Annotated in this window: 22 protein-coding genes, 1 pseudogene and 1 other annotated feature; of the genes and pseudogenes, 5 read left to right on the top strand and 18 right to left on the bottom strand. The window is 62.4% G+C overall.

Translation table 11 applies throughout. From position 1 onward, the window contains the following. Positions 1-111: 111 nt before the first annotated feature. Positions 112-267: pseudogene (locus IP81_RS20620) on the bottom strand (Maebl); the annotation flags it as partial. 206 nt (positions 268-473) lie between these two features. Between IP81_RS20620 and IP81_RS18340 the strand changes: the two are divergent. Then, on the top strand, positions 474-1370 hold the full coding sequence (locus tag IP81_RS18340) for a LysR family transcriptional regulator (protein ID WP_054109449.1): 897 nt from the start codon (positions 474-476) through the stop codon (positions 1368-1370). On the opposite strand, the gene IP81_RS18335 is transcribed toward IP81_RS18340, so the two are convergent. The 17 genes from IP81_RS18335 to IP81_RS18255 all read right to left on the bottom strand — a co-directional run bounded on the left by IP81_RS18335 (position 1358) and on the right by IP81_RS18255 (position 16019). Then, the gene (locus IP81_RS18335) at positions 1358-1585 is read right to left on the bottom strand and encodes a DUF2274 domain-containing protein (protein WP_054109448.1); all 228 of its coding nucleotides are present in this window, start codon (positions 1583-1585) and stop codon (positions 1358-1360) included. The genes IP81_RS18340 and IP81_RS18335 overlap by 13 nt on opposite strands. Next, the gene (locus IP81_RS18330; protein WP_054109447.1) at positions 1582-2907 is read right to left on the bottom strand and encodes a TrbI/VirB10 family protein; all 1326 of its coding nucleotides are present in this window, start codon (positions 2905-2907) and stop codon (positions 1582-1584) included. The genes IP81_RS18335 and IP81_RS18330 overlap by 4 nt, the downstream gene beginning before the upstream one ends. Beyond that, positions 2904-3821 carry a P-type conjugative transfer protein TrbG gene (gene trbG / locus IP81_RS18325; RefSeq protein WP_054109446.1) on the bottom strand — a complete coding sequence of 306 codons (918 nt, stop codon included), beginning with the start codon at positions 3819-3821 and terminating at the stop codon, positions 2904-2906. The genes IP81_RS18330 and trbG overlap by 4 nt, the downstream gene beginning before the upstream one ends. Further along, entirely contained in the window at positions 3818-4501 is a 684-nt protein-coding gene (gene trbF, locus IP81_RS18320; RefSeq protein ID WP_054109445.1) for a conjugal transfer protein TrbF, read from the bottom strand. The genes trbG and trbF overlap by 4 nt, the downstream gene beginning before the upstream one ends. A 21-nt stretch (positions 4502-4522) precedes the next feature. Continuing rightward, positions 4523-5803, bottom strand: a complete 1281-nt coding sequence (trbL, locus tag IP81_RS18315) for a P-type conjugative transfer protein TrbL (RefSeq protein WP_054109444.1) — start codon at positions 5801-5803, stop codon at positions 4523-4525. Continuing rightward, a complete protein-coding gene (trbK-alt, locus tag IP81_RS18310) occupies positions 5796-6053 on the bottom strand; it encodes a putative entry exclusion protein TrbK-alt (protein WP_054109443.1) in 258 nt (85 codons plus the stop codon). Before trbK-alt ends, trbL begins: the two co-directional genes overlap by 8 nt. Position 6054: 1 nt before the next feature. Further along, positions 6055-6774, bottom strand: coding sequence for a P-type conjugative transfer protein TrbJ (trbJ, locus tag IP81_RS18305; protein ID WP_054109442.1), 720 nt, complete (start codon positions 6772-6774; stop codon positions 6055-6057). After that, positions 6771-9227, bottom strand: a complete 2457-nt coding sequence (gene trbE / locus IP81_RS18300) for a conjugal transfer protein TrbE (RefSeq protein WP_054109441.1) — start codon at positions 9225-9227, stop codon at positions 6771-6773. The genes trbJ and trbE overlap by 4 nt, the downstream gene beginning before the upstream one ends. Next, a complete protein-coding gene (locus tag IP81_RS18295) occupies positions 9224-9493 on the bottom strand; it encodes a VirB3 family type IV secretion system protein (RefSeq protein ID WP_006964035.1) in 270 nt (89 codons plus the stop codon). Before IP81_RS18295 ends, trbE begins: the two co-directional genes overlap by 4 nt. Further along, positions 9493-9825, bottom strand: a complete 333-nt coding sequence (locus IP81_RS18290; RefSeq protein WP_019054739.1) for a TrbC/VirB2 family protein — start codon at positions 9823-9825, stop codon at positions 9493-9495. Before IP81_RS18290 ends, IP81_RS18295 begins: the two co-directional genes overlap by 1 nt. Continuing rightward, positions 9822-10805 (bottom strand): P-type conjugative transfer ATPase TrbB, encoded by a 984-nt coding sequence (gene trbB / locus IP81_RS18285; protein WP_054109440.1) that lies wholly within the window; start codon positions 10803-10805, stop codon positions 9822-9824. The genes IP81_RS18290 and trbB overlap by 4 nt, the downstream gene beginning before the upstream one ends. A 386-nt stretch (positions 10806-11191) precedes the next feature. Next, positions 11192-12688: a SulP family inorganic anion transporter gene (locus tag IP81_RS18280; protein ID WP_054109439.1), complete on the bottom strand. Its 1497-nt coding sequence runs from the start codon at positions 12686-12688 to the stop codon at positions 11192-11194. 61 nt (positions 12689-12749) lie between these two features. Further along, positions 12750-12805, bottom strand: a sequence feature (sul1 is cis-regulatory element that is thought to sense ions involved in sulfur or methionine metabolism; They are found in Alphaproteobacteria). Positions 12806-12859: 54 nt separating this feature from the next. Continuing rightward, entirely contained in the window at positions 12860-13612 is a 753-nt protein-coding gene (gene arsH / locus IP81_RS18275) for an arsenical resistance protein ArsH (protein ID WP_054109438.1), read from the bottom strand. Positions 13613-13617: 5 nt separating this feature from the next. Continuing rightward, positions 13618-14694, bottom strand: a complete 1077-nt coding sequence (gene arsB / locus IP81_RS18270; protein ID WP_054109479.1) for an ACR3 family arsenite efflux transporter — start codon at positions 14692-14694, stop codon at positions 13618-13620. A 13-nt stretch (positions 14695-14707) separates the two neighbouring features. After that, entirely contained in the window at positions 14708-15136 is a 429-nt protein-coding gene (gene arsC, locus IP81_RS18265) for an arsenate reductase (glutaredoxin) (RefSeq protein WP_054109437.1), read from the bottom strand. After that, complete coding sequence (locus IP81_RS18260) at positions 15133-15648, bottom strand: arsenate reductase ArsC (protein WP_054109436.1); 516 nt, start codon at positions 15646-15648, stop codon at positions 15133-15135. Before IP81_RS18260 ends, arsC begins: the two co-directional genes overlap by 4 nt. Before the next feature lie 8 nt (positions 15649-15656). Continuing rightward, on the bottom strand, positions 15657-16019 hold the full coding sequence (locus IP81_RS18255; protein WP_054109435.1) for a helix-turn-helix transcriptional regulator: 363 nt from the start codon (positions 16017-16019) through the stop codon (positions 15657-15659). Positions 16020-16155: 136 nt separating this feature from the next. On the opposite strand from IP81_RS18255, the gene IP81_RS18250 reads away from it, so the two are divergent. From IP81_RS18250 to IP81_RS18235, 4 genes are read left to right on the top strand one after another with little or no spacing between them, the layout of a single operon-like run. After that, entirely contained in the window at positions 16156-16470 is a 315-nt protein-coding gene (locus IP81_RS18250; RefSeq protein WP_054109434.1) for a helix-turn-helix transcriptional regulator, read from the top strand. A 1-nt stretch (position 16471) separates the two neighbouring features. After that, positions 16472-17527, top strand: coding sequence for a permease (locus IP81_RS18245; protein ID WP_054109433.1), 1056 nt, complete (start codon positions 16472-16474; stop codon positions 17525-17527). 13 nt (positions 17528-17540) lie between these two features. After that, the gene (locus IP81_RS18240) at positions 17541-17777 is read left to right on the top strand and encodes a thioredoxin family protein (RefSeq protein WP_054109432.1); all 237 of its coding nucleotides are present in this window, start codon (positions 17541-17543) and stop codon (positions 17775-17777) included. A 4-nt stretch (positions 17778-17781) separates the two neighbouring features. Next, the gene (locus IP81_RS18235) at positions 17782-18837 is read left to right on the top strand and encodes an ArsO family NAD(P)H-dependent flavin-containing monooxygenase (RefSeq protein ID WP_054109431.1); all 1056 of its coding nucleotides are present in this window, start codon (positions 17782-17784) and stop codon (positions 18835-18837) included. The last annotated feature ends 67 nt before the right edge of the window (positions 18838-18904 follow it).

The following is an 18904-nucleotide window of genomic DNA, read 5'->3' as shown; positions in this document are numbered from 1 at the left end:
CGACTTTTTCAACAAATTAAAGCGAATAGCGCACCTCTGCTTTCACACACTGCTCGAAGCCGTGGATAGGGATCGCGACGGTATCGTAAGCCTGAAAAGGCCTGGCTAGCATTTGAGGCGGGTTCCGGAAAAGTCGCCATATATCCGGCGCACGCTGGCTTCACCGATCTTGGCGATCTCTTCGAACAGACGGGTAGCGATACGGGAGGAGGCATTGTCAGCGTCGATGAGGACAGCAAGACGTGGAGCACGGGGTTCATTCGACATGTCGAATCCCTACCACGCCGCCGTTAAAATTTGTCTCCAAAATAGATCAAACAGATTTGAAGTTAAATTCCGGCATCCGCCTGACTGGGAAAGTAAATTTACGGATCGATCTCTGACCTCATTCCGTTATCGCGAATTTATATTGCGATTTCAGTCCGATTGCGCCTCAATGTCGGCAAGAAAGAGAACGGGGGAGCACTAGCAGCATGACGATCGAGGTTCGGCAACTCCGCTACGCCGTTCTGACCGCAGACACCCGCAGCTTTTCCCGTGCTGCCACGGCGCTCAACATGAAGCAGGCAACGCTGAGCATGCGAGTCACGCAACTTGAGGACAAACTCGGCATCAAGTTGTTTACGCGCTCGACGCGGGGAGCTGAGCCAACCGAGATGGGCCAAGTCTTTTTGGAGTCTGCGCGGCGCATCATCACCGACATCGACAATCTGCAGACCACCGCGCGAGCGGTCAGCTATGGCGAGCAGGGACGTCTCGCCGTCGGTTACAGCTCGTCACTGACGGCGGGCAATCTGAAGCAGACCTTCTCCGAGTATCTGACCCGATTTCCGGACGTCCAGTTCGATGGCGAGGAAGCCGCTCCGGAAAAGCTGCTGAATGGCTTGCAATCGCGGACCATCGATGTCGCGGTGGCACCGGCCGGGATGGAAGAGAGCGGCATTCTGGCGCGTTCGGTCTGGTCTGACAGGCTGATGGTCGCCTTGCAGTCGGGCCATCGACTTCTCGAAAGCGACCGGATCTACTGGAGTGATCTGCGCCGCGAAGTGTTCGTGGTGCCGGGCGGCGGCATTGGTCCGACTCTAGCCAATCTGCTTGCTGCGCGGCTGACCGGGCAAGGCGGGCGGCCCAACATCATCGTGCAGAATACAAGCCTCGAGAGCGTGCTGAGCATTGTGTCGGTCGGCCGATTTATATCAATCGCAACCGAAGCCTCGCAGGGCGTGACATGGCCGGATCTCCATTTCCGCGATATCCACGATCAGAACGGCACGACGCGCCTCGAATTCTCGGTTTACTGGCGCGAAGACAATGACAATCCCGCGCTGCAACGCTTCTTCACGCTGCTCAACGAACGCTACCCCGCCTGAGGCGACTTACGCACTTTGGCAAAAGCCCGGTCGGTCGCGATAAAGCGCTCAAGCATGGGCGGGATGAGCCGCTCGGCGGTCGGCGCACCTTTGGCATCCCCGCCGTTTACGGCGAGAGCATAAGCCACCAGATCGCGGTGAAGCCGTGCAGAGAGCTCCAAGGTCAGCCGCACCGGTTTTTCATCGGCCAGATCAGCCAGTTTGAGACGGGTCATCGCGTTCCTCCTGCAGGCACAGGTTCGAGCACCAGATCGCGGGTCACTATGATGCGCAGTGAAAATCCGGGGCGCACCGTCAATGTCGGCGGCACATTCAATTGCCGCTGCACGACCTGCCTGCCGGTCTGGCTTATGGTGTCCTGCGTGCCGAAACGCAGCGCCCGAATGAGATCGCTATCACCGTTCGAGATGAGCTCTGTACCAGCGCCCAGCAATGTCGAGATGAGCGCGGCCTTGAGCATGTTGCCCCAATGATAGTTCGTCTGGTCTTCAAGGCCGGCCATACCGGCAGCATCAGCGCCGGGCAGGCGATCAAGCAGGATCGATTGACCACCGGGAAGGATGAGGCGGTCCCACGCCAGCAACACGCGGTTCTGTCCGGCGGCTACGTCGCTGTCATATTCACCAATCAGCCTAGAGCCTTGGGGGATCAGAAGTACGCGACCGGTAGGGCTGTCATAGACATTTTGCGTAACCTGCGCCGTGATCTGGCCTGGAAGGTCCGACCGGATGCCGGTTATGAGTGCCGCGGGTATGACGCTGCCGGCCTGCACAACGTAAGGCGATGTAAGGCGCATGATGCGCTCAGGGCTTTCCGTGCTGCGGTTGCCGCGCTGATCGAGAAAGGCGCGGCGACTTGACGTGGCTGTTGGTGCAGACGCTTGAGCCGGATCGCCACCTGGTATCGACGCTGATGGCGCTGGCGCTACTGCGGCAGCAGACCGATTGTCGGTCGTTCCGGTCTCTCCGGCCAGAAACAGGCGACTGGTCCGGGCGCTGTCACGTTCCTGCGCCGCACGTTCGCGCGCTTGCTCGGCGGCGGCGATCCGTGGATCGGGCTGTCCTGCAGCCGGGGCGGTGCCAATGCTCGGGATCGGGACATTTTGCCCGCGCTGCTGCGCGGCAACGATCGGGCCGCCGAGATCACCGGGAAGTGCAGGCCCCAACTTGGGCACGTCGCCATAGTTGGCAGGCGCACCGTTGACCGAGTCCGCGCGGCTGCGGCTGTTCGTGTCGTAGAGATTCTCGGCTGGCGCGTGGTTCTTGGGCTGAAGTGCGTAGATCAGCGCACCGCCAATCCCGACGCTGGCGATGACGCCAAGAATTGCCAGTGCCTTGCGCGACAAGCGCATGACGCGCGGCGGTTCCCCGCCAAGGCGAAACCCCTCCGGGCTGGCCGGTGCAACCGGGCGCTCGTCGTCAGGCTCATCGCCTTCGGCATCGACCTCAACGTCAGTTTCAACGTCGGTCTCGACGTCAGCTTCGACAATCCGGTTGGTGACCGGTGGCACGCCATCATCCTGCGGTCGCATGTTCATGAGCGGCTCCGGCGGCGTGCGCGTTCACGCTCAATGCGAACCTGCTTGGCGCTGTTGCCTGCGCCAAGCCGCAATTCCGCACGCTCAAACAGCCGGTCGACAACCATGTAGCGGCCCTGCACGCGGTAGTTCACCAGCTCAGCTGCCTGATCCGCGCCGATCACGAACAGCGGCGGCATATCGCCGCTGGCAATGTCGCCCGGAAACTCGATGAAGACCTGCCGGCCGTCATCGAACACACGCACTGGCCGCCATTCGGGGCGATCGCCCGCGATGCGGTACCGAAAATTCAAAGCAGAAAAATCGATACCCGTCGCCACCGGAGCCGTGCGTTCACGCTCGGCCTCGGCAGTACGCAGGGCGATCAAGGCGTCTTGCGGATATGTCCAGGAGACTGCGGCCATATAGGTCGAGTTCGTCGCGCTGAGTTCAAGATGATAGGTGCGCCGATTGGTATTGATAATGAGGTTGGTGCGAATGTCGGCCCGCGTCGGCTTGACGAGGATGTGAACCCGGCGCGCTGCTCCGGCACCGCTCACCGTGTCGCCGATGATCCAGCGGACCGTATCGCCCGATGCGACCGGCCCCGGTCCAACGAGTTCTTCGCCTTCCTGGAGCATGATGTCGGTGATCTGCCCCGGTGCGGTGTAAATCTGGAACAGGGCTCCATCGGTATAGGCATATTGCTGGATGGCATTGAAATAGCTGGTGCGCTCCGGTTCCACGCGCGCTGCGGCGTTGGCTCTACCAACACGGGTGCGCGGGTCGGCAGGCTCAACGGTCTGCGCCGATGTAGCAGGAATTGGATGGGGCTGAGCGCGCTGTTCGCGCGCCATGGCTTGGGCAGGTATGCAGATCAGTGTTACCGCTGAGAGCATAATCGATGTGCGCAGGGCGCGCGTCGGGCGGATCATTGGCTAAGCTCCTTTGACCAGTTGATGGCGTTGATGAACAGGCCGAGCGGATTCTTGCGCAGGGCATCGGGAGTGCGAGGTGGCTGCACGACGGTGGTCAGGATCGCTGACCACCGCGAGGTTTCGAGGAGTGCACCATCCTGGTAACGCCGCTCGGTCCAGCCGACGCGAAAGCTGTCGTTCGACGCACGAACGACACTCGACACATCGACCGCGACCTGTACCTTGCCGACTTGGGCAAAGGGATCGTTGTTGCGCGCATAGTCGTTGAGCGCCTGCGCGCCGCGGTCGGTGGTGAAGTCGTAAGCCCTGAGCCAGTCTTGCCGCAGCACGATCGGATCGGCGGGAATGGCGCGCACCTGTTCGATGAAGCGAGCAAGGTGGAACGCCATCTGCGGGTCGGTCGGGCGATAATCGACATCAGCAGGCGCGATGGCCTGTGCCTGGCCGAGCTTGTCGACCTCGACCACCCAGGGCGTGATCGTGCCGCGCGCCGATTGCCAGACGAGACCGCCTGCCAGCCCTCCCGAAAGCGCAAGGCAGCCGAAGAAGGCGAGCCGCCAGTTCTTCGCCTGCACCCGGGCTGAACCGATGCGGTCGTCCCAGACCTGTGCGGCGCGTTGATAGGGCGTGACGGGCTCGGGACTGGTCCCGTAGCGGATAGAGGGGCGTCGAAACATGTCGGATCCTTTTCGGAAGTTTCAGCTTTTGTCGGAGATGTCGGGGCCAGAGCCGCCGCCGTGGCTGTCGCCGCCCTTGAGGGTATGCGAGGCCATGTTGGCACCCTGCGTCATTGCCTGACGCCGCTTCATCGCGGTGGCCCATGCAGGAGGGCCATCGGCGCCGCCGGTCGCTGCCGCATTGGCGGGCGTCCCGGTCTTGCCAGCGGCATAGTTCGCTTTGAGGCTGTCCGCGGCCCGGCGAAGCGGTGACGCCGCGCTGCTTGCGGCTGATTTTGCGACGTTGGCGAGACCCGAAGCAGCTGCAGCCCGTCCGGTTTTGCCAGCGGCTCCGGCTGCATAGGCACCCGACGCGCCGCCTGCCGCGCGGGCACCGCCCGTGGCCGTGCCCGCTATGGCAGAGCCGGCGGCACCTGCGGCGAGTTTGGCACCTGCGATACCGCCCGCAATCGTTGCGCCAGCGGCGATCGCCGTACCTGCTGCCGCGCCTGCGCCAAGCTGCGGTCCGCCCGACACAATGCCGTTGGCGATGCTGGGACCAAAGATACCGAGGCCGAGCAAAGTCAGGGCAGCGAGCGCAATCGCCATAACCTGCTGAATGTCTGGCTCAACCCCGAGTCCGGCATTGATGAACTGCGTGAAGAGTGTCGTGCCAATGCCGGTGATGACGGCAAGCACGAGCACTTTGATGCCGGAGGAAATGATGTGGCCAAGGACGCGCTCGGCCATGAAGGCGGTGCGCCCGAAAAAGGCGAACGGCAGCAGCACGAAGCCTGCAAGCGTCACCAGCTTGAACTCAATGATGGTGACGAAGACCTGGATCGCCAGCACGAAGAAGGCGATGACGACGATGAGCCAGGAAATCAGCAGGATCAGGATCTGCACAAAATTAGTGAAAAGGCCCACTGGCCCGACAAGGTCGGCGGTGGCATCGAGCAGTGGCTGCCCGGCATCAAGACCGGTTGCGGCCACAACGCCGGGGCGCATGAAATCGCCGATGGCCATGCCGCTGCCACTGGCCTGCAGGCCAAGCCCGGCAAAGCTCTGGAGCATAATGCCAGCGAGATTCGAGAAGTTGCCAATGATGAAGGCGAAAGTGCCGATGTAGAGCGTCTTCTTTATCAGGCGCTGCAGCACATCCTCATCGGTGCCCCAGGCCCAGAACAAGGCAGCTATGGTGACGTCGATGACGATGAGAGTGGTCGACAGGAAGCCGACCTCACCGCCGAGCAGGCCGAAGCCGCTGTCGATATACTGGGTGAAGACCGTCAGAAACTGGTCGATGACGCCGGTATCATTCATGGCTGCCGCTCCTTCCATGGAAAAATCGGCGGCGCTCAGCTTCCCAGACCGCATCGCATCCCGATTCCGGCATGGTGATCGTACTGCAGCGCTTGAGTTCTGCGGCGTGAGGGTTCGGAGATCCCGTCTCGTCCGCGACATAGGTCGTTGTGTCGTGCCGAGCTGGCGGCTGCGTAGCCGACACAACCGCGACCGCGATCAGCAATCCGCCAAAAGCAGCGGCTGCCGCCAGCTTGACCGACCGGCTCATGTCAGTTCCGGGTCCGGAAGCGGCGGAAGCGCTCGCGGCCCTCGGCCTCGGTCGCGACATTGCGCGCGGCCTCGATCGACTGCGCGCGGCCCTGCGCCGCAACGGCGGCGGTCAGATCGGCCAGTTGCTGGGTTTGCAAGGCCAGTAGCTGATTGCCGGCCTGTGCTGCCTGCAAAGCCCCGGTTGCTGACTGGCTAGCGCCGACCAATGTCGTGATCGAGCTGCGGGTCGCACCCAGATTACCGACGATCCCGGCCTGAACCTTCATGGCGTCTTCGAAGGCGCCGACGCTGTCCTGCCATCGCGCATTGGCGTTAGCGACCATCTGGGCCTGCCCGCCGGTCAGTGCAGCCCCCTTGTAACGGCCGTTGAACACCTCCTGCACGTCCGTCACATCATAGGCGATGCGCTGGGCCTGGTTCAGCAACTGGCGGGTCTGGTCGACCTGTTGCTGCAGCGTCTGGATCGTCGAGACCGGCAGACTGGCAAGATTGCGGGCCTCGTTAATGAGGCTGGTCGCCTGGTTCTGGATCTGCTGGATCTGGTTGTTGATCTGCTGAAGCGTCCGGGCGGCGGTCAGCACGTTCTGCGCATAGTTGCTGGGGTCATAGACGATCCCGCCAAACTGGGCCTGCGCTGGCGCGGCGATCATGGTGCCTGATACCAGCGAAGTGGCGATTGCCGTCGCCATGAGAGCGCGGCGGAGGACGGGTATTTTCATGGGCGGTTTTCCTTGTCCGTTAGTGCGGGCGACGGGGGAGGAAGCAGCTCGGCCGCCCATGCGAGGCTGCGGTTCTGGAGCCAGGCCGCTGCAAAGCCTTCGCGGCCATGGGCCGCGACAAGCTCGGCGATACGGATCTGATCGGTTTTGGAAGATGCGGCGCTGAAGGCGAGTGCGACATCGCCGAGCCCGAGCTCGAACAACCGGTTGCCGCGCCGCGATTGACAATAATAATCGCGTTTCGGGGTAGCCCGACTCAGGATTTCGATCTGGCGATCATTGAGGCCGAACCGCTCATAGACCCGTGCGATCTGCGGTTCGGCCGCGCGCTCGTTGGGCAGAAAGATGCGCGTCGGGCAGCTTTCGATGATGGCAGGCGCGATGGCCGACGTCTCGATGTCGGCAAGGCTCTGGGTCGCGAAGATGACGCTCGCATTCTTCTTGCGCAGCGTCTTCAGCCATTCGCGCAGCTGCGCGGCGAAGGCCGGGCTGTCGAGCACGAGCCAGCCTTCATCGATGATGATCATGGTCGGCGAGCCGTCGAGCCGCCCCTCGATCCGATGGAAAAAATAGGCGAGCACAGCTGCGGCCGATGACGCGCCGATCAGACCTTCGGTTTCGAAAGCCTGCACAGACGCCTCACCCAGACGTTCCTGTTCGGCATCGAGCAGCCGCCCCCATGGACCGCCGATGAGATACGGGGCGAGTGCCTGCTTCAATTCCTGGGATTGCAGGAGGACCGCGAGACCGGTGAGTGTGCGTTCGGCAGGCGGTGCGGACGCAAGCGATGTCAGGGCCGACCAGAGATGCTCTTTGGCGGCAGGGTCAATCACCATGCCTTCACCAGCCAGCATCGCCGCCAGCCATTCGGCGGCCCAGGCGCGTTCGCCGGCGTTGTCGATCCGTGCAAGCGGCTGCAGGGCGACGGCAGCGCTGTCGCCTTCCTCGGCATGCAGCGCGCCTCCGAGATCCTGCCAGTCGCCGCCCATGCCGAGCGCGGCAGCCCGGATCGATCCACCAAAATCGAAGGCGAAGATCTGGCTGCCTTTGTAGCGCCGGAACTGCAGCGCCATTAGCGCCAGCAGCACGGATTTGCCCGCCCCTGTCGGACCGACGACCAGACTGTGGCCGACATCGCCGACATGAAGGGAAAGGCGGAACGGGGTCGAGCCTTCGGTCTTGCCGTAAAGCAAGGGGGCGTCACCGAAATGCTCGTCCCGTTCCGCTCCCGCCCATACCGCTGACAGGGGGATCAGGTGGGCGAGATTGAGTGTGGAAATGGGCGGCTGCCGGACATTGGCGTAGACATGGCCGGGGAGCGATCCGAGCCATGCCTCGAGCGCATTCATGCCTTCGATCGTGCAGGTGAAGTCGCGGCCCTGGATGACCTTTTCGACCAGCCTCAGCTTCTCCGCCGCCAGCGCCGGGTCGCGGTCCCAGACCGTGACCGTCGCAGTGACATACGCAATGCCGGCATGATCTGCGCCAAGCTCCTGCAGTGCCATGTCGGCATCAGCCGCCTTGTTCGAGGCGTCCGAATCCAGCAGCACTGACTGCTCGTTGGTCATCACCTCCTTGAGGATGGCGGCAACCGATTTGCGCTTGGCGAACCATTGCCGCCGAATCTTCGAGAGCAACTTGGTGGCGTCGGTCTTGTCGAGCATGATTGCCCGCGTCGACCAGCGGTACGGGAAGGCCTGCCGGTTGAGCTCATCAAGCAGCCCGGGAAAGGTCGCCGTCGGAAAACCGGTGATGGTGAGCGTGCGCAAATGATGGGCGCCGAGCATGGGCTCAAGCCCGCCAGTCAGCGGCTCATCGGCCAGCAGCGCGTCGAGATAGACCGGCGTTTCGGGCACGCGGACGCGCTGCGTCTTGGTCGATACCGTGCTGTGGAGATAAGTCAGCGTGGCGGCGTCATCGAGCCACGCTGCCTCGGGCATAAATCCCTCAACCAGATGCAGCACGCGGTCGGTACGATCGCCGAAGGATTTGACGAGCTCCTTGGGATCGACCCCGGTCGATGCCTTGCCTTCGTAGAGCCAGCCTTCGGCGCGCGCGGCTTCCTCGGGCGGGGGCATCCACAGGAGCGTCAGATAGTAGCCGCTTTCGAAATGCGCGCCTTCCTCACGAAACTGTTCGCGGCGTTCCCTGTCGACCAGTGCCGACACAGGATCGGGAAAGCGGGATTGCGGATAGGCTTGCGCCGCAGTGCGCTGCGCTTCGACGAAAACCGCCCATCCCGAGCCCAACCGCCGCAGGGCATTATTGAGCCGGGAGGTGACGGCCACGAGTTCAGCGGGCGTAGCACTGTCGAGATCGGGACCGCGAAAGCGCGCCGTGCGCTGGAACGATCCGTCCTTGTTGAGCACCACGCCCGGCCCCACCAGTGCGACCCAGGGGAGGAAGTCTGCGAGACTGGCGGATTTGGTCCGATATTCCTGAAGCGACATCATGGCCGCACCCAGGTCGGATATTTGAGATGGCGGCGCGCGACATCGACAAACTGGGGATCGCGGCGTGCAGCCCAGACCGAAAGCACATGACCGATTGCCCAGATTGCAAGGCCAGCGAGCCAGAGCCGCAAGCCGAGGCCAATCGCGCCCGCCAGCGTGCCATTGACGATGGCGAGTGCACGCGGTGCACCGCCGAGCAGGATCGGCTCGGCCAGTGCGCGGTGGACCGGGGCATAGAAGCCGGGGATGTCGTCTGCCGATGTCATCAGATCAGCGCTCCGCCGCCGAAGCTGAAGAAGCTCAGGAAGAAGCTCGATGCGGCAAAGGCGATGGAGAGGCCGAACACGATCTGGATCAGCCGGCGAAAGCCGCCCGACGTGTCGCCGAAGGCCAGGCTGAGGCCGGTGACGATGATGATGATCACCGCAACGATCTTGGCGACCGGCCCCTCGATGCTTTCGAGGATCGACTGCAGCGGGGCTTCCCACGGCATCGACGAACCACCGGCATGCGCCGGGGTGGCAGTGGTCACCATCACGAAAGCAGCAGTCGCAGCGAGCGCAGCGCGATTGGTGCCGCGCCGGAGGGCATGGATCATAGAGAGTCTCCTTGGGTTTGGTTGGCGGGAATCAGGCGATAGTCGCCGGTGACCGCGTCGAGCCCGTCGACGCGGGCCAGTTCGGCAAGGCGCCGCCCGGTGCCGTCGCGCACCAGTACGGCGACGAGGTTGATGGTCTCGGCGATCAGAGCGCGCGGAACGGTGACGACCGCTTCCTGGATCAGCTGTTCCATCCGCCTCAGGGCACCGATCGCGCTTCCGGCGTGGATCGTCCCGATCCCGCCGGGGTGGCCGGTGCCCCAGGCCTTGAGGAGATCAAGCGCCTCGGCGCCGCGCACTTCGCCAATCGGAATCCGGTCAGGGCGAAGGCGAAGGCTGGAACGGACCAGATCGGATAGCGAGGCAACGCCATCCTTGGTCCGCATCGCCACAAGGTTTGGCGCGCGGCATTGGAGCTCGCGGGTGTCTTCGATCAGAACGACCCGGTCGGTGGTCTTGGCGACCTCGGCGAGCAGTGCGTTCGTGAGCGTCGTTTTTCCGGTGCCAGTGCCCCCCGCGACAAGGATGTTCAGCCGCTGTGCAACGCCCGAACGAAGCCTGTCCGCTGCAGAGGCGCACATGATTCCTGCGCCGACATAGTCCTCGAGCAGAAACACCGCGACGGCGGGCTTGCGGATGGCAAAGGTGGGAGCCGCCACCACCGGTGGCAGGAGGCCTTCGAACCGTTCCCCGCTTTCCGGCAGCTCTGCTGACACGCGTGGTGCATCGCCATGAACTTCGGCACCCACATGATGGGCAACCAATCGGATGATGCGCTCACCATCGGCTGCTGTCAGGCGTTCACCGCTATCGGACAGTCCCATGCCCAACCGGTCGACCCAGAGGCGTCCGTCAGGATTGAGCATGATTTCGATGACCTGCGGGTCAGCCAGCCAGGTCGCGATCGATGCGCCCATCGCCGTGCGCAGCATGCGTGCGCCACGTGAACGTGCTTCAATTCGGACTGGCTCAGCGCCCATCGGATACCCCGCTTCAGGAGCGGGACAGGATCGTCCGGCTCGACGGGGACGAGTAAGAGACGCAGAAAAGGGGCTAGTTCAACAAGGATTTAGCGTCGTAGCAGTGGGGGATAGAAAAACAGGGAAGAGCGTAGTTCGAAGAGCTTGGACTAGGGCTTTTGCGCCGACGACGTCGTCATCCAAGCGGCAGCCTCTGACCTAATTCATGCCATTAAGCAGGGCTCGTTCAAATGTCTGGTTGCGCCAAAATTTACCGCTAACAGATGCCTCGGCGTCTGGCCAATAGCGTGTTGAATCAGGACATTCATCCCTTAGGCCCCGCCTATCCGTTGTGGTCGGCCTTCAAGAGGCGCGCAGGCGTGACGCATCATTCGGCACGTGCGAGGTCAGTGCGGCACCGCGCCCAGTTCGAAACCGGTCTTGTCGTGTAGCGCAAACCGGTCGACGATGTCCGCACTGGCTTCATTGTAGCCGAGCACTTCGACCTCGCGGCCATCACGGCGCAGGCGGGCCACGATCTTGTCGAGTGCTCCCACAGCCGAGATATCCCAGAAATGGCCGCGTGACACATCGATCGTTACGGCATCCGCACGATCCTCAACGTGGAAGGCTCGGGTAAACCGATCGACCGAAGCGAAGAAGATTTCGCCGCGTACACGGTAGGTTGCGGTGCGGCCATCGGGAGAGACCTCGCGCTCGACCGCGAAAATGCGCTGGACCTTGCCCGCAAAGAAGATGCCCGACAGCAGCACGCCCGCGAGCACGCCCAGCGAGAGGTCCTGCGTGGACACCACGACGGCCACGGTCACCAGCATGACGACCGAGGACGTCGGCGGATGGCGTCGCAGATTAGGGATCGAGTTCCACGAGAAGGTGCCGATCGAGACCATAATCATCACCGCGACCAGCGCGGGCATCGGCACACGGCCGACCCACGGCCCCAGCACGGCCAGCAGAAACAGCAGGAACGCGCCCGCAACGAAGGTCGACAGGCGGCGTCGTCCGCCAGAGGTCACGTTGATTACCGACTGTCCGATCATCGCGCAGCCGCCCATGCCGCCGAACAGCGCGGCAACGATGTTGGCGCCGCCCTGGCCCATGCACTCGCGGCGCTTGTCGCTGTCGGTATGGGTCATGTCGTCGACGATCTGGGCCGTCAGCAGCGATTCGAGCAGACCAACCGCAGCCATGGTCAGCGAATAGGGCGCGATGATCCGCAGGGTTTCCCAGTTGAGGGGCACATCCGGCAGAACGAGGCTTGGCAGCCCCTCAGGCAGCTTGCCCATGTCGCCCACGGTGTTCACCGAAAGCCCCATGCCGATGCTTATGGCGGTCAGCACGAGAATGGCCACCAACGGCGATGGCACGGCAGTGGTTAATCGCGGGAACAGGTAGATGATGGCAAGGCCGCCCGCCACCATGGCATAGGTCTCCCACCCAACGCCGGTGAGCTGCGGCAGTTGCGCGATGAAAATCAGGATGGCCAGCGCGTTGACGAACCCGGTGATGACCGAGCGGGAAACGAACTGCATGAGCAGGTCGAGCCGCAGCAGACCGGCGACAGCCTGGATCACGCCCATCAGGATGGTCGCTACAAAGAGATATTCGACACCGTGATCGCGCACGAGGGGTATGACCACCACGGCAACCGCTGCGGTTGCGGCGGAGATCATGCCGGGCCGGCCGCCAACTAGCGAGATGACGATGGCGATTGCGACCGAGGCATAAAGCCCGACGCGCGGATCGACACCGGCGATGATCGAGAAGCCGATGGCTTCGGGAATGAGCGCAACGGCCACGACAATGCCCGCCAGCACATCGGCCCGCAAACCTGCTCCGCCCGCGAACCACTCGCGGCGATAGTTTTCAAAACGGTCAGTCATTGCAAATCCACAAAAGCACGACGCGCCGCAAAGCGCGGTTGTGATGTCCGTTCGTGCATGATGTTGTCCGGCGGATCGGCGGCCGGAATAGCCACCCGGTCTTTCACCGAGTCCTTGCGGTTGACGGCCTGTTAGCTGGGAACAGGCCAATGTTCAACCGCGCCGCTCCGTTCAGGCAGCAGGGCCAATCGAGGCGAGGATGCCGCTCGCCGCTGGCACTGGTTTGTTTCCGTCCACTCGCTCGGAATAGCGGTCCACGAGTTGCTCGGCATGGGGGCGCAGGAGGATGGTGAAGCGCACCAGTTCCTCGACCACGTCCACGATCCGATCATAGTAGCTTGACGGCTTCATCCGCCCCGCCTCGTCGAACTCCTCATATGCCTTGGCGACGGAGGACTGGTTGGGAATGGTGAACATCCGCATCCAGCGCCCAAGAATGCGCAACGTGTTGACGCTGTTGAAGCTTTGCGATCCCGCACTGACCTGCATCACCGCGAGCGTGCGGCCTTGGGTGGGACGCAGCCCCTTGTAGGCCAGCGGTAAATGATCGATCTGCGTCTTCATGATCCCGGTGATCTGGCCATGCCGTTCCGGGCTGCACCAGATCTGCCCTTCCGACCACAGTGAGTGTTCGCGCAGTTCATGCACAGCCGGATGATCGTCGCCGCCCACCTGATCCGGCAAGGGTAGGTCGGAAGGATCGAAGATCCGCGTTTCGCAGCCGAAAAACTGCAACAGCCGCGCGGATTCTTCAACCACGAGGCGTGAATAGGAGCGTTCGCGCAAAGAACCGTAGAGCAGCAAGATGCGCGGCGGCGGGGCGAACGCGCCCAATCCCTCGGCTGGCGAGCGATGGGTATATTCCGGTTTGAGTGCGGGCAGATACTCGGGATCAGTCAGCGTGCGGAGCCGTTCGAAAGTCATGTCGCTCACGCCTTCTTGCCATGTGCTGGAACACTCTCCGGGAACCAGCGCCGCCCGAACCAGAAGGCAACGTTGACCAGCAGGATCAGCACCGGCACTTCCACCAGCGGACCGATGACGGCCGCAAACGCGACCGGCGAGGCGAGCCCGAACGCGGCAATGGCGACGGCAATCGCGAGCTCGAAGTTATTGCCAGCTGCGGTGAACGCCACTGCCGTCGTGCGCGGATAATCGCTGGCGATCAGCTTGCCCATGAAGAAGCTGATGCTGAACTGGACCACAAAGTAGATCGTCAGCGGGATGGCGATGCGGATCGTATCGCGGGGGAGCGTGAGGATTTCGCTGCCTTTCAGGCTGAACATCGCGGTGATGGTGAACAGCAGCGCGATCAGCGTGATGGGGCCGATTTTCGGCAAGAAGGTGCGCTCATACCATTCATCGCCTTTGGCCTTCGCCAGCCATTTGCGAGTCAGGTATCCGGCAAGGAACGGGATGCCGAGATAGATCAGAACAGCTTCGGCAATCGTCCAGAAGCTGACGTTGATCACGCTGCCTTCCAGCCCGAACAGCGGTGGAAGGAAGGCGAGGAAGAACCACGCGTAAACACTGAAAAACAGGATCTGGAAGATCGAGTTGAACGCCACCAGTGCGGCGACATATTGGTTGTCTCCCTTGGCCAACTGATTCCAGACGATGACCATGGCGATGCACCGCGCAAGGCCGATGAGGATCAGCCCGGTCATGTATTCCGGCTTGTCCGAGAGGAATATAACCGCCAGCGCAAACATCAGCACAGGCCCGATGATCCAGTTCTGGATCAGCGAGATCGCAAGCACCCGCTTGTCCTCAAACACGCGCGGCAATTCCTCATACCGCACACGCGCGAGCGGAGGATACATCATCAGGATCAGGCCGATGGCGATGGGAATGTTGGTACTGCCCCACGAAAGGCTATCGATGGCATTCGGCAGGCCCTCGAACATCGACCCCAACCCGACGCCCAGCGCCATGGCGAGGAAGATCCACAAGGTCAGATAGCGATCAAGGAACGACAGGCGTTCGCGCTTGGGCTGGGCGGTCATTGTCGTTCCTGCTTCAGCCGGCGACGCGATTGCCGGCGGCGTCGATGACCTGCTCGCCATCTTCCTTGGCGAAAGCAGCGCGCTGGGCGGCAGGAATGAGGTCGAGGACCTCTTCCGACGGGCGGCACAGCTTCACGCCGAGCGGCGAGACCACCAGCGGGCGGTTGATCAGGATGGGATGCTCCATCATTGCGTCGATCAACTGCGCATCGGTGAGATCGGGGTTGTCCAAGCCGAGATCTGCATAGGGCGTGCCCTTTTCGCGCAGCAGCGCGCGCGTGGCGATGCCGGCCCGTTCGATCAGGCTTTCGAGCAAGGCGCGCGAAGGCGGTGTCTTGAGATATTCGACAACGTGCGGCTCGATCCCTGCATTGCGGATCATGGCCAGCGTGTTGCGCGAGGTCCCGCATTCGGGGTTATGGTAGATGACGATATCGGTCATGCGCTCGCTCCGCTGCTGGCACCTTCGGCCTTGCCGATTTCCTTGAGCTTCTGCTTCATCGCCATCTCGTCGATGCTGGCATGCGGCAATGTCAGGAACAGCGAGATGCGGTTAGTGAGGTAGCGCAAGGCCTGCAGAAAGGCGTCGCGCTGGCCTTCGCCCTCAACAGCTGCCGGGTCCTCGATGCCCCAGTGCGCGGTCATCGGATGCCCGATCCACACGGGGCAGGTCTCGCCAGCGGCGCTGTCGCAAACGGTGAAGATGAAATCGAATTCCGGCGAACCGGGCTTGGAGAACTCGCTCCAGCTTTTCGAATACATACCGGTGGTGTCATAGCCCATGCCGCTGAGCACCGAGAGCGCCATGGGATGAACCTCACCCTTGGGCTGGCTGCCAGCGCTCCAGGCCTTGAACCGGCCTGCGCCAAGCTTGTTCATCACCGCTTCGCCCAGGATAGAGCGCGCGCTGTTGCCGGTGCACAGGAACAGGACGTTGTAGATCTTGTCAGCCATTTGAAGCCTCAGGCGTCTTGGGGTTGGGATGGATTACAGGCCAGATCGGCCATCAGATCGCCGCACATTTCCGGTGCGCCCTGGCAGCAGTCCTGCATCAGGAACAGGAGCAGACGACGCATACCCGGATAGTCGGCGCGGTAATGGATCAAGCGGCTTTCGCGCTCCGACTGGACCAGTCCGGCGCGCTCCAGCGTGGCAAGATGATGCGACATGGTGGATGGCGGCACGCCCTGATGTTCGGCGATGGCGCCTGCGATCATGCCTTCGGGGCCAGCCTTGACCAGCATCCGGAACACCGCGAGCCGGGTTTCGTGCGCCAGGGCACCAAGCGCATCGACAGCCCAGACCTGTGCGTTGAGATCGTCCATCCAATCCACCTTTCGAGAATGATGGAAATAGCTTTAGCACTGGCCGAGTCAATCGACATTTCCAGAATCGTCAAATGATGCGTCCGCGTTGATCTGCGTCAAAGCGCATATGCGACTTACGGCATATGCAGGTCTTATGAATTTGCGCATCAATGACCTGCTGACTGCTCTGTCAGAACCAACGCGCCTGCGTGCCCTGCAAATCATCTGGGACGGCGATGAGCATTGTGTTTGCGAGTTGATGGACCGCTTGGGCGCTACCCAGTCACGAATGTCGCGGCATATGGCACGGCTCAAAGTGGCGGGCCTGCTGACCGACCGGCGCGACGCGCAATGGGTGCGTTATCGCCGCAATCCCGAACTCCCGGCGGCAACGGTGGCCATTGTTGATGCCATCCTTTCCGCACTGCCCGTGCCTGCTCCTGCACAATGCCAGAAAAAGGCTGCCTGATATGAACACCATTGCCGCAAGCTTGGGTCAGGCCCGCAAGTCGCAAGGGATTTGGTTTGCCGGGATCGCCATCTTCGTGACCGCCTGGTTTGTCCTCTACAACCAGTTGCTACCCTTCGCGCGGTGGTTGGTCACGCAACTGCCGATTACCCCCGGTAGTCATCTTGCTTCGTCGGTCGAGTTCTTCTTCTACGATACGCCCAAAGTGCTGATGCTGCTAACCTTGGTGGTGTTCGCGATGGGCGTGGTGCGCACTTTCTTCTCGCCCGAGCGCACCCGCGCCCTGCTGGCGGGCAAGCGCGAAGGGCTGGGCAACATTGCCGCCGCGCACCTCGGCATTGTCACGCCATTCTGCTCCTGCTCGGCCGTGCCGCTGTTTGTCGGATTCGTGTCTGCTGGCGTGCCGCTCGGCGTCACCTTCTCGTTCCTGATCGCCGCACCGATGGTGAACGAGATCGCGCTGGGACTTCTGTTCGCGCTGGTGGGCTGGAAAGTGGCGCTGACCTATCTCGCCTTCGGGCTGTCCATTGCCATCGTGTCGGGTTGGGTCATTGGCCGCCTGCATCTGGAAGGCTGGCTCGAACCCTGGGTGCGTGAAGTCCGCGCTGGCGAAGTTGACCTTGAGGATGAGCATCTCACCTGGGTCGACCGCTTTGAGGCGGGCTGGGATGCGGTCAAGGAGATCGTCGGCAAGGTCTGGCACTGGATCATCGCGGGGATCGCTGCCGGTGCCTTCATCCACGGCTATGTGCCCGCCGAATTGCTTTCCAGCATCATGGGCGCGGATAGCTGGTGGTCGGTGCCTGCCGCAGTTCTTCTCGGCATCCCGATGTATTCCAACGCCGCCGGGATCATCCCAGTGATCGAGGCGCTGCTGGGCAAAGGCGCGGCGCTTGGCACTGTCCTCGCCTTCATGATGTCGGTCATCGCGCTGTCGCTCCCCGAAATGATCATCCTGCGCAAGGTGCTCAGCCTCAAACTGATCGCGGTGTTTGTTGCCGTGGTTGGCACCGGCATCCTTGGCGTTGGTTACCTGTTCAACGCATTGTTCTCCTGAAAGGCCCATTCCCATGAAAGACATCAAGGTGCTCGGCCCCGGCTGCAAGCGGTGCCAGACAACAGAAGATATGGTGAAGGCCGCCGCTGCCGCGCTTGGCATCGAGGCGTCGATCGAAAAGATCACCGACTACGCCGAGATGGCCAAGTACGGCATTCCCTCAACGCCGGGCATCGTGATCGATGGCAAGGTCGTTCATGCTGGCGGACTGCCGAAGGAAGACGACCTCAAGCGTTGGCTTCAGGCCTAAGGGCGTGGAGACCCACGACATTGTCATTATCGGTGGCGGCCAGTTGGGGCTGTCCCTGGGCTACTATCTCCACCGCGCCAAGGCCGATTTCCTGATCCTCGATGCCGAGGATGGTCCCGGCGGTGCCTGGCGGCATGGCTGGGAATCGTTGCGGCTGTTTTCGCCCGCGGGATACAGTTCACTGCCCGGATGGCTGATGCCACCGCCCAATCATGACGGCTATCCAACCCGTGATGATGTTCTGAGCTATCTGACCCGGTACGAGGAACGCTATCACCTGCCTGTTCGGCGACCGGCCAGAGTGACGAGAGTTCAGCGGGGCAGTGATCATCTGGAAATCGAGACCGCCTCAGAGCGATTGGCTGCACGGCATGTGGTCAGCGCAACGGGCACATGGTCGCAACCCTATATTCCCGACATGCCGGGCCGTGACCTGTTTCAGGGCGCGCAGGTCCATTCGGCCCGATATGTGCGGCCTGAGGACTTTGCCGGTCAGACGGTGCTGGTGGTCGGCGGCGGGAACAGCGGCGCGCAGATCATGGCCGAGGTCGCACCGATCGCCCGCGCGCTCTGGGTTACGACCCAAGACCCTGTATTCCTGCCAGATGATGTCGATGGCCGCGTTCTGTTCGAACGTGCGGTCGCGCGGATGAAAGCAGGGCCGAGCGAGACACCGGTCGGAGGCATTGGCGATATCGTGATGGTGCCGCCGGTCAGGGAGGCACGCGGCCGAGGCGATCTCAGCTCCGTGCGCCCCTTCAAACGAATTAGTGCGATAGGCGTCGTCTGGGACGACGGCTCTGAATTGGCAGTCGATGCCATCATCTGGTGCACCGGCTTCCGCGCCGCGCTCAATTATCTGACGTCGCTCGACGTAATCGAGCCTGACGGGCGGGTAGAGGTCGATGGGCAACGATCTATCAAGGAACCGCGCCTGTGGCTTGCCGGCTATGGTGACTGGACTGGGGCAGGCTCCGCGACGCTGATGGGCGCGGCCCGGACCTCCCGGGATCTCGCGTCGCAACTGGTCGCCGCAAGCGCACTCAGCAGCCAACCCTGAGGTTGGCGAAGCGGAGTATACTGAGGGTGTCAATTGCAGCTCGAACGGTGCGCATAGGCGGAGATGT

This window comes from Novosphingobium sp. AAP83, from assembly GCF_001295795.1.
Taxonomy (GTDB): Bacteria; Pseudomonadota; Alphaproteobacteria; order Sphingomonadales; family Sphingomonadaceae; genus Novosphingobium.
The sequence above is the reverse complement of the archived record's forward strand: the minus strand, read 5'-3'. Positions and strand labels throughout refer to the sequence as shown.

Bases quoted from the DNA above. Each gene is read 5' to 3' on its own strand.
- arsB (WP_054109479.1), bottom strand. From the start codon at position 14,694: ATGACCGCCCAGCCCAAGCGCGAACGCCTGTCGTTCCTTGATCGCTAT.
- IP81_RS18280 (WP_054109439.1), bottom strand. From the start codon at position 12,688: ATGACTGACCGTTTTGAAAACTATCGCCGCGAGTGGTTCGCGGGCGGA.
- trbK-alt (WP_054109443.1), bottom strand. From the start codon at position 6,053: ATGAGCCGGTCGGTCAAGCTGGCGGCAGCCGCTGCTTTTGGCGGATTG.
- trbB (WP_054109440.1), bottom strand. From the start codon at position 10,805: ATGGGCGCTGAGCCAGTCCGAATTGAAGCACGTTCACGTGGCGCACGC.
- trbJ (WP_054109442.1), bottom strand. From the start codon at position 6,774: ATGAAAATACCCGTCCTCCGCCGCGCTCTCATGGCGACGGCAATCGCC.
- trbF (WP_054109445.1), bottom strand. From the start codon at position 4,501: ATGTTTCGACGCCCCTCTATCCGCTACGGGACCAGTCCCGAGCCCGTC.
- IP81_RS18255 (WP_054109435.1), bottom strand. From the start codon at position 16,019: ATGGACGATCTCAACGCACAGGTCTGGGCTGTCGATGCGCTTGGTGCC.
- IP81_RS18290 (WP_019054739.1), bottom strand. From the start codon at position 9,825: ATGATCCATGCCCTCCGGCGCGGCACCAATCGCGCTGCGCTCGCTGCG.
- IP81_RS18295 (WP_006964035.1), bottom strand. From the start codon at position 9,493: ATGACATCGGCAGACGACATCCCCGGCTTCTATGCCCCGGTCCACCGC.
- IP81_RS18330 (WP_054109447.1), bottom strand. From the start codon at position 2,907: ATGAACATGCGACCGCAGGATGATGGCGTGCCACCGGTCACCAACCGG.
- trbL (WP_054109444.1), bottom strand. From the start codon at position 5,803: ATGAATGATACCGGCGTCATCGACCAGTTTCTGACGGTCTTCACCCAG.
- IP81_RS18250 (WP_054109434.1), top strand. From the start codon at position 16,156: ATGAATTTGCGCATCAATGACCTGCTGACTGCTCTGTCAGAACCAACG.
- trbE (WP_054109441.1), bottom strand. From the start codon at position 9,227: ATGATGTCGCTTCAGGAATATCGGACCAAATCCGCCAGTCTCGCAGAC.
- arsC (WP_054109437.1), bottom strand. From the start codon at position 15,136: ATGACCGATATCGTCATCTACCATAACCCCGAATGCGGGACCTCGCGC.
- IP81_RS18335 (WP_054109448.1), bottom strand. From the start codon at position 1,585: ATGACCCGTCTCAAACTGGCTGATCTGGCCGATGAAAAACCGGTGCGG.
- trbG (WP_054109446.1), bottom strand. From the start codon at position 3,821: ATGATCCGCCCGACGCGCGCCCTGCGCACATCGATTATGCTCTCAGCG.
- arsH (WP_054109438.1), bottom strand. From the start codon at position 13,612: ATGACTTTCGAACGGCTCCGCACGCTGACTGATCCCGAGTATCTGCCC.
- IP81_RS18340 (WP_054109449.1), top strand. From the start codon at position 474: ATGACGATCGAGGTTCGGCAACTCCGCTACGCCGTTCTGACCGCAGAC.
- IP81_RS18240 (WP_054109432.1), top strand. From the start codon at position 17,541: ATGAAAGACATCAAGGTGCTCGGCCCCGGCTGCAAGCGGTGCCAGACA.
- IP81_RS18245 (WP_054109433.1), top strand. From the start codon at position 16,472: ATGAACACCATTGCCGCAAGCTTGGGTCAGGCCCGCAAGTCGCAAGGG.
- IP81_RS18260 (WP_054109436.1), bottom strand. From the start codon at position 15,648: ATGGCTGACAAGATCTACAACGTCCTGTTCCTGTGCACCGGCAACAGC.